At 53.5% G+C, this 13,188-nt stretch carries 10 protein-coding genes; 9 read left to right on the forward strand and 1 reads right to left on the reverse strand.

Translation table 11 applies throughout. From position 1 onward, the window contains the following. The 4 genes from MKX74_RS01490 to MKX74_RS01505 all read left to right on the forward strand — a co-directional run bounded on the left by MKX74_RS01490 (position 1) and on the right by MKX74_RS01505 (position 4,854). A complete protein-coding gene (locus MKX74_RS01490) occupies positions 1-855 on the forward strand; it encodes an ABC transporter permease (RefSeq protein WP_341177266.1) in 855 nt (284 codons plus the stop codon). Positions 856-1,130: 275 nt separating this feature from the next. Further along, the gene (locus MKX74_RS01495) at positions 1,131-2,207 is read left to right on the forward strand and encodes an ABC transporter substrate-binding protein (protein WP_341177267.1); all 1,077 of its coding nucleotides are present in this window, start codon (positions 1,131-1,133) and stop codon (positions 2,205-2,207) included. Positions 2,208-2,361: 154 nt separating this feature from the next. Further along, positions 2,362-3,243: a nitrilase-related carbon-nitrogen hydrolase gene (locus MKX74_RS01500; RefSeq protein WP_341177268.1), complete on the forward strand. Its 882-nt coding sequence runs from the start codon at positions 2,362-2,364 to the stop codon at positions 3,241-3,243. Positions 3,244-3,471: 228 nt separating this feature from the next. After that, entirely contained in the window at positions 3,472-4,854 is a 1,383-nt protein-coding gene (locus MKX74_RS01505; protein ID WP_341177269.1) for an aspartate aminotransferase family protein, read from the forward strand. A 118-nt stretch (positions 4,855-4,972) separates the two neighbouring features. On the opposite strand, the gene MKX74_RS01510 is transcribed toward MKX74_RS01505, so the two are convergent. Then, positions 4,973-6,865 carry a PucR family transcriptional regulator gene (locus MKX74_RS01510; protein WP_341177270.1) on the reverse strand — a complete coding sequence of 631 codons (1,893 nt, stop codon included), beginning with the start codon at positions 6,863-6,865 and terminating at the stop codon, positions 4,973-4,975. Positions 6,866-7,208: 343 nt separating this feature from the next. On the opposite strand from MKX74_RS01510, the gene MKX74_RS01515 reads away from it, so the two are divergent. From MKX74_RS01515 to MKX74_RS01535, 5 genes are all read left to right on the forward strand, one after another. Beyond that, positions 7,209-8,501, forward strand: a complete 1,293-nt coding sequence (locus MKX74_RS01515; protein ID WP_341177271.1) for a M20 family metallo-hydrolase — start codon at positions 7,209-7,211, stop codon at positions 8,499-8,501. Between the two features lie 11 nt (positions 8,502-8,512). Continuing rightward, the gene (locus tag MKX74_RS01520) at positions 8,513-9,877 is read left to right on the forward strand and encodes an NAD(P)-dependent oxidoreductase (protein WP_445667298.1); all 1,365 of its coding nucleotides are present in this window, start codon (positions 8,513-8,515) and stop codon (positions 9,875-9,877) included. A gap of 162 nt (positions 9,878-10,039) precedes the next feature. Next, positions 10,040-11,335, forward strand: coding sequence for an NAD-dependent dihydropyrimidine dehydrogenase subunit PreA (gene preA / locus MKX74_RS01525; RefSeq protein ID WP_341177273.1), 1,296 nt, complete (start codon positions 10,040-10,042; stop codon positions 11,333-11,335). Continuing rightward, positions 11,332-12,843 carry a dihydropyrimidinase gene (hydA, locus tag MKX74_RS01530; protein ID WP_341177274.1) on the forward strand — a complete coding sequence of 504 codons (1,512 nt, stop codon included), beginning with the start codon at positions 11,332-11,334 and terminating at the stop codon, positions 12,841-12,843. The genes preA and hydA overlap by 4 nt, the downstream gene beginning before the upstream one ends. Continuing rightward, positions 12,843-13,070 carry a hypothetical protein gene (locus MKX74_RS01535; RefSeq protein ID WP_341177275.1) on the forward strand — a complete coding sequence of 76 codons (228 nt, stop codon included), beginning with the start codon at positions 12,843-12,845 and terminating at the stop codon, positions 13,068-13,070. Before hydA ends, MKX74_RS01535 begins: the two co-directional genes overlap by 1 nt. Positions 13,071-13,188 lie beyond the last annotated feature (118 nt).

Consider the following 13,188-nt stretch of genomic DNA (forward strand, 5'->3'; position numbering starts at 1 on the left):
ATGAAGGGAGATGCCGCAGAGGCAGGATGGCCATCGCCACAGATGGAGGTAGGAGCTGCTCCGCTACGGCGTCCAAGGAGCGCTCGCAGTATTGAGTCGATACGAAGCCTGCTTCTTCCACTGGTGGCAGGTATTCTGCTCTTGGTGCTCTGGCAGGGTCGAGTGCTGCATGACGTTTTGAATCTTCGTACGTATCAGTTGCCCTTGCCTTCAACCATCGCGCAGGCTGTATATGAGGATGCTGCGCTACTGCTTGCTTATGCAGGTTATACGCTGAGTGAAGCGGTGCTGGGCCTAGCGGTTGGTTCTTCCTTGGGATTGACTATAGCTGTCTGTGCGACCTTCTGGCCAAGGTGGGGGAGTGGTGGCGTATGGTTGGTGGCTGCTCTGAATGCTGTACCGATTGTGGCGCTTGCCCCGATTACGAACCTATGGTTCGGGGATGGGATGGGCTCGCGGATCGCCATTGTATCTGTGACGACAATGGCTGCCATGGCGGTAGGTGCCTACAAGGGGCTGACCGCGGTAGATCCGCTGGCGATGGATTTCATGCAGGCGAATGCGGCGAGTCGTTGGCAGATTTTTCGATATGTACGTATTTACAATAGCCTTCCTTATGTGCTGACAGCACTTAAGGTCAACACGACTGCCGCAATGATTGGAGCAATCGTGGGTGAATTCTTTTATTCCTCGAAGGGGTTGGGGTATCTGTTGTCCAACTCGATCAAGGTAGCCAAGATGCCGCTAGGCTGGGCCTGTATCGTCATTGCTGCACTAGCAGGTATCGCATTCTATCTGCTAGCTGACAGCCTGGAGCGGCTACTCTTGCGTTGGCATGCCTCCCAGCGCACCTAAGGGGGGACTGTGGAGCTATGTATAATGAGAATTTTTGATGTGATCGATCCTTGGTGTGTGAACTCCACTCTATCAATTCTAGTGTGTATGGACTCTAGTGTATATGAATTCTAATGTATGAATTCTAATGTACGAATTCTGGTGTACGAACCTCAGTGGTGCGATAGAACCTTGAAGTATGGTTGGTTGCCCTGCAGAATACTTCTGGGGCTGTTGCAGCATGCTGCTGTTGCTTGCGGTGAAGTGATCGTATTTAGAAATAAGGGGGAGAGCGTATGGGCCAATATGTACAACGTGCTTACTCACGTGCAGTCGGATTGGGTGTGCTGGTGCTCACGCTCATGCTTGCCGGATGTGCAGGCAACGGAGGTGCAGGAAGCGGAACTGCTGTGGAAGGAACGGACGGTGCTGACTCGCGAGCACAGCCCGCCGAGGTGAGGCTGCAGCTCAAGTGGGTGCCACAGGCACAGTTCGCTGGATACTTTGTAGCTCTGGATAAAGGCTACTATGAGGAAGAGGGGCTTCAGGTCGAGATTCTGCCTGGTGGCCCGGATATCGTGCCAGAGCAGCAGGTGGCGAGTGGTGCAGCGGATATCGGTGTGGACTGGGTGGCGAGTCTGCTAGCGCATCAGGAGCAGGAGATGCCACTTGTTCAGATCGCACAGATCTTCCAGAAGAGTGGGCTGGTGCTGGTCGCGAAGAAGGATTCTGGAATAGATAGCCCGGTGGGGCTGAAGGGTAAGAAGGTAGGGAATTGGATGGGTGGCAACGAATTTGAGGTGCTGGCTCTATTTGACAAATATCAGCTGGACCCAGCGAAGGATCTTGAATTTGCCAAGCAGGGCTTTACGATGGATCAATTCATATCTGGCGAGCTGGATGCAGCCTCGGCTATGACCTACAACGAATATCAGGTAGTGCTGGAGCAAGGTGTGAGCGCTGATGAACTGATTGTCATTGACATGAATGATGAGGGTGTGGCGATGCTTGAGGATAACCTATTCGCGAACGGGGATTGGCTGGAGGGGAACAAGGAGACGGCAGCCAAGTTCGTTCGGGCATCCCTGAAAGGGTGGAAGGACGCGATCGAAAATCCGGAAGAGGCGGTAGATATCGTCATGAAGCAAGCAGAGCAAGGGAGTACCTCAAGAGAGCATCAGCTGAAGATGATGGAGGAGGTTGCCAAGCTGATTTTACCCAATGGAATGGACCCTGCACGTATGGGGCAGATTGATGATGCGATGTTCAAGCAGACGGCGGATATTGCTCACCAATTCGGGGTCATTAAGCAGCCTGCTGATCTGGAGAAGGCCTATACCCATGAGATTATGGAGCTTGCTTCCAAGCCATAAGGTGTGGGCATGGTGGATACTATTTGAACAGATTGGCAAGTGGTTCATTAGTGATGTCTAGGTGAGAAAAGTCAGCAGTAGTGAAAAGTAAGCAAAAACGACGAAATAGCTGGATGGTGACATAACGAGAGTGAAATGACGAAGGAGGCTGCACATGGATACGGTAACAATCGGAATGATTCAGGCCATGCATCCACTGCATGGTGATGAAGCCGTGGAAGCACACAAGCAAGCTGCAGTGGAGCAGCATGAGAGTCTGGTTCGTGAGGCTGCAGCCCAAGGGGCCAAGATTATCGGCCTACAGGAGATTTTCTATGGACCTTACTTCTGCGCGGAGCAAATCCCTAAATGGTACGAGGCTGCCGAGGAGATTCCGGGAGGACCCACAGTACGCCACTTCCAGGAGCTCGCCAAAGAACTGTCTGTCGTCATTGTGCTGCCTGTCTATGAGCGAGAGGGTATCGCTACCTATTACAACACCGCAGCTGTCATTGATGCAGATGGGAGCTACCTGGGCAAGTATCGTAAGCATCATATTCCACATGTTGGGGCAGGGAAGGGTGTGGCGGGCTTCTGGGAAAAGTATTACTTCAAGCCGGGCAACCTTGGGTATCCTGTCTTTGATACGGCGTATGCCAAGGTAGGGGTATACATTTGCTATGATCGTCACTTTCCCGAGGGTGCAAGAATGCTAGGGCTGAACGGTGCGGAGATTGTCTTCAACCCGTCGGCGACTGTCGCAGGTACATCGGAATATCTGTGGAAGCTGGAGCAGCCAGCGCATGCGGTAGCCAATGGATATTACGTTGCGGCCATTAACCGGGTGGGCACCGAAGCCCCTTGGAGTATGGGGGAATTCTATGGACAGTCCTATCTGGTGGACCCGCGCGGGAGCTTCGTCGCCATGGGTAGCCGGGATCGTACCGAGATCGTGCTGGGAGACATGAACAAGAAGCTGATTCGCGAGGTGCGAGAGAGCTGGCAGTTCTACAGGGATCGGCGTCCCGAGACCTACCAGCAGCTATCCAGTATATAGCGAGTGGTCTGTGGGCTTTGTGGTGGGGTAAGGCTTACAGATCATGGGCTTATGCCGATTGAGATAAGAATGAAGTGTGGCTCGATGAACGAGCATATGACGTATGGAAAAACGACGGATAACGCGTGGGTATCGCACATGCGGAAAGACAGGCGTAGTTTTTGCTGGCTAGAGGATCGATGCAGAAGTATAGAATCGTGGATATAAAAAAAGGAGATGAGCGACCTGATGCAGGCAACCGACGAGATGGAGCAGGCGTTAGACAAGGACCGCAAGTACCTGTGGCACAACATCCTGCCTTACCGGGAGGATCACCGTCCCATGGTTGGTGTTCGCGGTGAAGGCTCATGGATTACCGACCTGGAGGGCAATAAATATCTGGATGGCATGTCAGGCATGTGGTGTGTCAATGTCGGGTACGGGAGAACGGAGCTGGCTCAGGCTGCATATGATCAGTTGGCGGCTCTGCCTTATTTTCCGCTCACCCAGAGTCATCTGCCGGCGATTCAACTAGCTGAGAAGCTGAATGAGTGGCTGGAGGGGGACTATGTCATCTTCTTCTCCAACAGTGGATCAGAGGCCAATGAGGTTGCTTTTAAAATAGTCCGTCAATATCAGCAACAGATCGGACAGCATTATCGGCACAAATTCATTGCAAGATACCGGGGGTATCATGGCAGCTCGCTCGGCGCCCTGTCCGCCACGGGCCAGGCACAGCGCAAGTTCAAGTATGAGCCCTTGGCGGGAGGCTTCCTGCATGTGAGCCCTCCGGACAGCTACCGCCGCCCGGCAGGGTTGACACTGGAGCAGTTCAGTGAGCAGTGTGCGCAGGCGGTTGAGGACATGATCATCTGGGAGGGGGCAGAGACGGTAGCAGCCGTCATTATGGAGCCTGTCATTACGGGTGGCGGCCTACTGGTGCCAGAGGCATCATATGTACAGAAGGTCCGCGATATCTGTACGCGTCACGGCGTGCTGCTCATCATGGATGAAGTGATCTGCGGATTCGGACGCTCGGGCCGCAAGTTCGGGCATCAGAACTTCGGCATTCGCCCGGATGTGATCACGATGGCCAAGGGGCTGACCAGCGGCTATCTTCCGCTATCGGCAACTGCTGTTCGCAAGGAGATCTATGAAGCCTTCAAGGATTCCGAGCTGCACGGCCACCTTCGTCATGTGAATACGTTCGGCGGCAACCCTGCGGCTTGTGCACTGGCACTGCGTAATCTGGAGATCATGGAGAGAGAGCAACTGGTGGAACGATCGCAGCTGCTCGGCGAGCGTCTCCATCAGCGATTAACTGCTCTCCATGATCATCCGCTCGTAGGTGATATACGCTGCTTCGGCTTCATGCTCGGGATTGAGCTGGTTGCGGATAAGCAGACCAAGGAACCAGTCCCGTTGTCTGTCATTACAGGGATTATAGCTGAGTGTAAGCAAAGAGGGCTGATCATTGGCAAAAATGGAGACACCGTCGCTGGATTTAACAACGTGCTGACGCTGGCGCCTCCTCTATCCTCCACGGATGAGGATGTGGAATTCATAATCCAGACGCTTCTACAGGTTATGAGTATCAGTCGGCTTGATGGGCTTGTGGGTGAAGCGACATGAGTGAATCAAGCTTCTCTGAAGTCTCTTGTTGAAATCTCCTGTCGAAGTCTTCTGTTGAAGTCTCCTGTCGAAGTCTTCTGTTGAAGTCTTCGTAATCCGAAATGTCAATGATGTCTGGCTATTGTTGGAGAGAGACGGTACGGTTCGGAAGCTTGAGCTTCTCGGGATACAGAAGCTGGTAGGCTCGAATCGCAACCTGTATGGAGAGGCGGTGCTCGGCCTGCATGAACTCTGCCCCCAGCAGTTCGGTGATTTTGTCCAGGCGGTAATACAGGGATTGGCGGACGATGAATAATTGCCTGGCAGCCATTTGCTTGGAGCCATCGTTATCGAGATATACCTTGAGTGTGAGCAGGAGTTCGCTACCCTTGATCTCGTCGTGACTGATGAGTGGTCCGAGGTAGGAGGCTATAAAGCGCTGTAAGGTATGGCCATCGTTCAAGTGTGGAAGCAGCTGAAAAATACCCAAATCCTCGTAGAACAGTAGTGGTTGGCGAATACAAGGGTACAGATTCAGTGCCTGTAATCCTTCCTGATATGCTGCAGTAGCTGCGGCAAGCCCTGTGTGCACATGGCTGACGCCAATGATCAAGGCTGCTATCTGCATCGGCAATGCCTGTGAAGTGGGCGTCCCGGCAAATGAGCTTAAGTGGTTATTTGGGCTAATACGTTGTCGTGTATTCGCGATGCTGGCGTTCTCCGCATTGTACGTGATGCTGCTCGTGGTATCTCTCGTGCTTGTATTATTTCTGATGCCTGTAGTATCTCTGATGCTGATGCTATCTGTATGCCTATTATGTTCTGTATTACGGATCGTGCCTGTAGTGCCTTTAGGGCCCGTAATGCCTGAGAGTGTCTGCAAAAGTCTTTCTTTGTCGTGCTGAAGCTGGGGGTCGGTGATGAAGAGGATAACCCTGTTGGGACTGGCAGTGATCCACAATCGGTATCCGGCCTGCTCCAGAATATGGCGGAGTGAGGGAGCGAATTGCGAAAGGCTGCTGCTGACGTCAGCTCGTATGTTACTGCTCGGGGCTTCGTGCTCCAGGATCGCGATACGATATGGTCGCTCGTTGAGGGCGTGATAGTCCGGGCCAATCATACCCATTAACTGACGCTCGTCCCGGATTTGCCCTTCTACCAGCTCTTGAAGCCATTGCTGGTGGGTGGACCAGCGGCGATCCTCCAGCGTATGGCTGCGGAGCAGCTCCTGTGCAATGGATAAGGCGGCAGAGTCGAGCAGGCTGAGCTCGTCGGCTGTATCATCGCCGTGATGCAGGAAAGCGAGATGGGCCCAGGTCTGCCCGAGTGCACCGATGGGACGGATCGCAAGTGTGGGTAGAGCCATAGTGGATTGCTGCCCGGATGCTTCTTTAGTGTGAACTGGTGCGTGAATGACACCCATCTGTTCTGTAGAGAGAGGAGCTGATGTGCAGTGGAACTCCTCAATGATCTGAAGCCAATGGAGATGATCCTTGGCCGGATTGGCCGGCAGGAATATCGCTTTTCCCACCAGTGGGCGATAGACAAGTGGGCGCCCGATACTCTCGTGGAGCAGGCGAAGAACATTCCTACTGCCCTGCGGCATCAGGGTTAGGCGGTGAAATTCGCGGGTAATGTGCTCCAGCTCCCGCCGCTTGCGCTGCTGCTCGGTGAGGAGCAGAGAGTGAAGATCCAGCGTAATATCCACGAAGCGGACGGTGTGCGGGAATACTACGAGCGGAAATTGCTGCTCATTTGCCATGACGATTACGTCCTCCGGGATCGCAGGACATTGGGGCCCCAATTCTACACAGAGGCACGCTGCATTGCTGTGGATCAGCCTGTTAATGAAGGTCAGCATATCCGCTTGCATGCCTATACCTGTCGTCAGAATCATTTCCCCGCCATGAATCAGTGAATCGAATTGCTCCGTCTCCAGAATGTGAACCCACCGAATCGGCCGGGTTGTTCCTGCGTGACCTGCAATCAGGTATGCTCCCTGGAACACAGGTCTGTTCAAAGCCTCATCCACGGTACAAAGAACTCTCCAATCCAATTACAGCACCCCGTTTCCTAAATAGTGTCGTTGGTACGTAAGGATTTCACAAGCGCTTGAGCCAAACGGACATTCTTGAAGAATTTGAAGAATGTAACAAATTACAGCATTCCTTTTGACAACATGTCTAATGTTAAAGCATTCTTATTCATCTATAGTTGGGATTATATCATGTTAGTATATATAACTGCGAAGGGAAATATATTTATCCTATATATATCAAATCTGTTGTGCAAAGAAATCATTCGTGTGTGCTGGATTATTCGTGTAACAAAAGTTGACTTGATTACCTGCTCGCTTATCTAAAGGAGGGATATCGTTGAACACCTGGGCCATTCAGCAGGAACGAGTGATGGAACGAATCGAGGCACTATCTTGCATTGGTAAGATCAGTCCCACCGGGGTATGCAGACTGGCTATGTCTCCTGAGGATCTGGAGGCTGTGAAGGTTGTCATGGGCTGGATGGAGCAGGCGGGGCTGAAGACGCACATGGATGCCTTCGGTAATGTGATTGGTCGCTTGGAAGGACGTGATGCATCCGCTCCAGCTGTAATGCTGGGTTCACATCTCGACACTCAGCCTTATGCAGGGCGCTTCGATGGTATTGTGGGTGTCATCGGTGCGTTGGAGGTGGCAGAGGTGCTGCAAGAGCAGGGAATTACGCTGGATGCACCACTGGAGGTTGTCGCCTTCAGTGATGAAGAGGGCTGTCGCTTCAATAAGGGATTGTTCGGAGTCAGGGGACTTCTGGGTCGCCTGGAGGAAGGGGAGCTGGAGCGTGAGGACAAAAATGGGATATCGCGCCGCGAAGCATTGCTTGCGTTCGGTGGCGATCCGGAGCGGTTCGCGGAGAGCCAATACGCTCCAGGGGCGGTCAGAGCGTATGTCGAGCTACACATCGAGCAAGGTCCAGTCCTCGAAGCGGGAGGGCATTCGGTCGGAGTAGTTACAGGGATCTCGGGCCCGATCTGGTGGACGGTAGATATGTATGGCTTTGCTGGCCATGCCGGGTCGGTGCCGATGTTCATGCGCAGGGATGCGCTTGTTGGAGCAGCGCGGGTTATCCAGTACCTTCATGAGCTTGCCTCACGGGAGCCGCAGGCCCCGACGGTCGCGACGGTGGGCTCGCTGCAGGTCATGCCAGATTCCCGAAATATCATCCCGGAGCACGTCCGGTTCACCGTGGATCTACGAGATATGGATATGGAGCGTCGGGATCAGCTGGAGCGAGAGCTACGCTCCTTCATGGATACCACCGCAGGCTCACTTGGGCTCACATATACTATACGCGAGGATACAGTCAGTGAACCGCGTTACTGCGCTGAACGCATTATGAGTACGATACGCGAGTCGGCTGAGGAGATGAAGCTGGAGTTGCCTGAGCTGATGAGCGGTCCGTTCCATGATGCGCTGGAGATGTCACGTTACTGTGACTACGGCATGATCTTTGTCCGATGCAAGGACGGTATCAGTCATAATCCAGCGGAATACGCCAGCCCTGAAGATATTGCAGTCGGGACTGAGCTGCTCTATCGAACGGCTCTCCGACTATGTTCCCAACCCATTGCAACGAATAGCCGGCTCGTATCCGGCATGAACAAGGAGGCTTAACCCTGATGCAGATGAATGATATGGAGATGAATGCCCAGCTTGAGGATGCCTTTGCCGAAATACAGCCCGGAATGACGCCGCACGCAGCCCAGGATGAATCTAATCGTTGTCTGTACTGCTACGATGCTCCCTGCATTCAGGCTTGTCCCACCAGTATCGATATTCCGTCCTTCATTCATCGAATCGCGACGGGGAACCTGAAGGGGGCCTCCCAGACGATTATGGATGCTAATCCAGTCGGTGCGAGCTGCGCACGTGTCTGCCCCACAGAGGAATTATGCGAGGGGGCCTGTGTGCTGAATCACAGCTCGGAGCCGATACAGATCGGGATGCTGCAGCGCTATGCTACCGATTGGGCCATTCAGAGCGGACATCAACTGTTTCGGGCTGGTCATTCGAACGGTCTGCGTGCCGCCGTCATAGGAAGTGGCCCTGCAGGCCTGGCTGCAGCGAAGGAGCTTGCTGTAGAGGGCTATGAGGTCACCGTGTTTGAGAAAAGATCGCTTGCGGGCGGCTTGAACACCTACGGTATTGTGTCCTTTCGTCTGCCCCGGGCCGTTGCATTGTGGGAGGTTCAACAGGTAGAAAGCATGGGTGTACAATTCCGGACCAATACCGAGGTTGGACGAGATATATCCGTGGCTGAGCTTCTGGACGATTATGATGCGATTATCCTGGCAGCCGGGATGGGCTATGTTCCTCCATTAGGAATTGAGGGTGAGCAACTGGGTGGAGTGTACGATGCGATTGAACTAGTGGAGAGTACGAAGAATGGGCGGCCACCACTACATTTTCAGGGAACGCGTGTAGCGGTTATCGGGGCAGGGAATACAGCCGTCGATGCGGCTACGACCTCCGTTCGTCTGGGAGCAGAGCAGGTGAGGATGGTCTATCGACGTACACGCGAAGAGATGACAGCATATGCCTTCGAATACCGATTTGCCCGGCAGGAGGGTGTTGAATTCGATTGGCTGACCGCGCCGGTGCGTATCGTGGGTGATGAGAAGGGGCAGGTGACAGGACTGGAGTGTGTGCGAATGCAACTGTCGGAGGAGCCGGGAGCTGATGGGAGGAGAGTGCCGCGTCCGATAGAGGGCTCGACTTATCTGATGCAAGTGGACGCCGTAGTGACAGCAATTGGACAGGAGCGGCGGCTGAGCGTTATCGAGCTGCTGGGGCTTGCGCATGATCGTGGTGTTGTGCGGGTGGACCCGGATACCTACCGAACCTCTCATCCCAAGGTGTATGCCGCAGGAGACATTGTCTTCGGTGCAGGACAGGGAGAGGCTATGGTGGTATCGGCAGCAGAGCAAGGAAAGCAGGCAGCCCGTGCGCTGATTCAGGAAGGAAGTCGCCAGGCAGAACGTACAGCATGATGGATCACGGTGTGTGGGATGGTCAGAAGAAGTTCCGAACCAAGTGAGAATGTACGTATCGTGTGGACTGGTGTATCATGCGAATCTGTACATCATGCGGACCCAGACTCTTAGCATTTTCAGTTCTATCTATATACTACTGTAATCGAAAGGAGCTTGCTTATGGCAGACTTGAGCATCAATCTGGCAGGAATCCGTTCACCGAATCCCTTTTGGCTGGCCTCGGCACCGCCCACCAATACTGGATATCAGGTGCAGCGAGCCTTTGAAGCAGGATGGGGTGGAGCCGTCTGGAAGACGCTTGGAGATCCGATCATCAATACCTCCTCCCGCTTCGCGGCGGTGCATTTCAAGGGACAGCGCGTGGCAGGCTTCAATAATATCGAGCTGATCTCCGACAGACCGGTTGAAGTGAATCTGCGGGAGATTCGAGAGACGAAGCGTCTTTTTCCGGATCGGGCCTTGGTTGTGTCATTGATGGTGGAGCCAAAGCGTGAGAAATGGCATGAGATCGTCAAGCGAGTGGAGGATGTGGGTGTAGATGGATTGGAGCTGAACTTTGGATGTCCTCATGGCATGGCTGAGCGGGGTATGGGAGCAGCCTCGGGGCAGCAGCCGGATCTGGTCGAGATGCAGACGTATTGGGTGAAGGAAGTAGCACAGACGCCGGTCATTGTGAAGCTAACGCCAAATATTACAGACATTACGGTGGTAGCCCGCCATGCGGTGTTGGGTGGAGCGGACGTCGTCAGTATGATTAATACAATTAACAGTCTCGCGGGAGTAGACCTGGACACCTGGAATACCGTTCCCCATGTAGGGGGAAAAGGAGCGCACGGCGGATATTGCGGACCTGCGGTAAAGCCCATCGCGCTGAATATGGTGGCTGAGTGCGCCCGCACACCGGAGGTGAGCGTGCCGATCTCTGGAATGGGTGGAGTGTCCTCCTGGCAGGATGCAGTCGAGTTCATGCTCATGGGGGCTTCTGGCGTTCAGGTATGTACAGCTGCGATGCATCATGGCTTTCGGATCGTCAGCGAGATGATCGATGGTCTGAATAACTATCTGGATGACAAGGGGATTGACTCGGTTATGGATATCGTAGGCCAATCGGTCCCCCGTTATTCCAATTGGGGCGATCTGGACCTCAATTATCAGGTGGTTGCCCGAATTCATCAGGAGCATTGTATTCACTGCAACAAATGCCATATTGCATGCGAGGACACCTCGCATCAGTGCATTGATTTGCTGAGAGATGGAGCAGGCCGCTCGTATGTTCAGGTACGGGAGGAGGATTGTGTAGGCTGCAATCTGTGCTCTATCGTCTGTCCGGCGGAGGGGGCTATTGAGATGATTCAGGTGAATCATGGACGGCCACCGATGAGCTGGAATGAGCGTCAGCGAGTGTTGACAGGGCTGAACCGGGAATCTAGTGAAGCGGAGGTGCGATCTTCATGAGTAATCACGGCACGAGTGGCGGCAACAATAGCTTCAATGGCAACATCAATAACAGCGGGTACGAAAAAAAGGGCACAGGAAAGCTCATTCGTAACGGAATCATTGTCACAGCGGTAGACACATATAAGGCAGACATACGAGTGGATGGTGGCATCATTGTGGAGATTGGCCTGCGGCTTGAAGACCAAGGGGCAGAGATCATTGATGCTTCCGGCTGTTATGTATTTCCGGGTGGGATCGATCCTCATACACATCTGGATATGCCTTTTGGCGGTACCGTAACCTGCGATGACTTTGCGTCGGGCACGAAGGCTGCGGCCTTCGGCGGTACGACCAGTATTATTGACTTTTGCCTGACGAACAAGGGGGAGCCGCTGCAGAAGGCTGTCTCGAGATGGCATGAAAAGGCCTTGGGTAAGGCGGTCATTGACTATGGATTCCATCTGATGGTATCAGAGTTGAATGCGGAGGTGCTTGAGGAACTGCCCGTGATCATGGAGAAGGAGGGCATTACATCGTTCAAGGTGTTCATGGCCTACAAGCACACGCTCCAAGCGGATGACGGTACATTGTACCAGACGCTGAAGGTAGCGCGGAAGCACGGAGCACTAGTCATGGTGCATGCCGAGAACGGGGATGTTATTGACATCCTGGTGTCTGAAGCGCTCTCGGCCGGGAAGACCGAGCCGATCTATCATGCGCTCACTCGTCCACCGGAGCTGGAAGGGGAGGCAACTGGTAGAGCCGCCTATCTGACGGAGCTTGCAGATTCACAGCTGTATGTAGTCCATGTGACCTGTGCGGAAGCGGCGTGGAAAATACAAGAGGCGCGCAAGAAGGGACTGCGTGTATACGGCGAGACCTGTCCGCAGTATTTGCTGCTGGATCAATCAGCTCTGGAGAAGCCGAGTTTTGAAGGTGCGAAGTATGTCTGGTCACCTCCGCTGCGCGAAGCCTGGAATCAGGATGTTCTCTGGTCGGCGCTCGCCTCAGGCGGTCTGCAGACGATCGGCTCCGATCAATGCTCGTTTCATTTCAAAGGGCAGAAGGAGCTAGGGCGTGGAGATTTTTCGAAAATTCCTAATGGTGGACCTATGATTGAGGATCGGTTCAGCTTGTTGTACTCGGAAGGAGTGCGGAAGGGGCGGATTTCCCTGAATCAATTCGTAAATATGATCTCGACAGCCAGTGCCCGTCTGTTCGGACTATTCCCGCGCAAGGGGACTATTGCAGTAGGCAGCGACGCTGATTTGGTCATTTTCGATCCTAATCAGGAGCGGACACTCTCGGCGCAGACCCATCATATGAAGGTGGATTACAGCGCGTTTGAGGGGATGAAAGTAACCGGAGAGCCAGTGTCTGTGCTGGTGCGTGGTGAATTCGTCATTCGTGACAAGCAATTTGTGGGCACTCCAGGTTATGGGGCCTATTTGCGGCGTGACTCCTTTCGCATTGCGGAGCAGGTCAGAGTCCATGAACGTATTCCGACAGAGGAGGGTATCATCTGATGTCTGCCTATGAGGAATTCGCAGCGGAAACAGCAATATTGGATGACCTGCTGAATAGGGGATATGTGGTCCGAAGTGTACAGGAGGGGTTGGACGGAGCGGATGTGATGCTCATTCAACCTGCACATCCAGACCAGCATGAGCAAGTACATCTGGGTACCGCGGATGCCCGCAAATATCTGGGCACATTGCTGGTGAGTGGAGCGGCCTGTGTACCAATAGTCTGATTCACCCGGTTCGATCAAATATGGATTAAAAGCTCGCACCGAGTAAAATGGGCATCTAGATGAAGCTCCGAAACTCCGTAGACTCGGAAACTCCATAGACTTGGAAACCAAAAGGTCG

The organism is Paenibacillus sp. FSL K6-1230 (assembly GCF_038002385.1).
Taxonomy (GTDB): Bacteria; Bacillota; Bacilli; order Paenibacillales; family Paenibacillaceae; genus Paenibacillus; species Paenibacillus massiliensis.

Excerpts from the sequence above, each read along its gene's own strand:
- MKX74_RS01490 (WP_341177266.1), top strand. The coding sequence starts at position 1 with ATGAAGGGAGATGCCGCAGAGGCAGGATGGCCATCGCCACAGATGGAG.
- MKX74_RS01495 (WP_341177267.1), top strand. The coding sequence starts at position 1,131 with ATGGGCCAATATGTACAACGTGCTTACTCACGTGCAGTCGGATTGGGT.
- MKX74_RS01500 (WP_341177268.1), top strand. The coding sequence starts at position 2,362 with ATGGATACGGTAACAATCGGAATGATTCAGGCCATGCATCCACTGCAT.
- MKX74_RS01505 (WP_341177269.1), top strand. The coding sequence starts at position 3,472 with ATGCAGGCAACCGACGAGATGGAGCAGGCGTTAGACAAGGACCGCAAG.
- MKX74_RS01520 (WP_445667298.1), top strand. The coding sequence starts at position 8,513 with ATGAATGATATGGAGATGAATGCCCAGCTTGAGGATGCCTTTGCCGAA.
- preA (WP_341177273.1), top strand. The coding sequence starts at position 10,040 with ATGGCAGACTTGAGCATCAATCTGGCAGGAATCCGTTCACCGAATCCC.
- hydA (WP_341177274.1), top strand. The coding sequence starts at position 11,332 with ATGAGTAATCACGGCACGAGTGGCGGCAACAATAGCTTCAATGGCAAC.
- MKX74_RS01535 (WP_341177275.1), top strand. The coding sequence starts at position 12,843 with ATGTCTGCCTATGAGGAATTCGCAGCGGAAACAGCAATATTGGATGAC.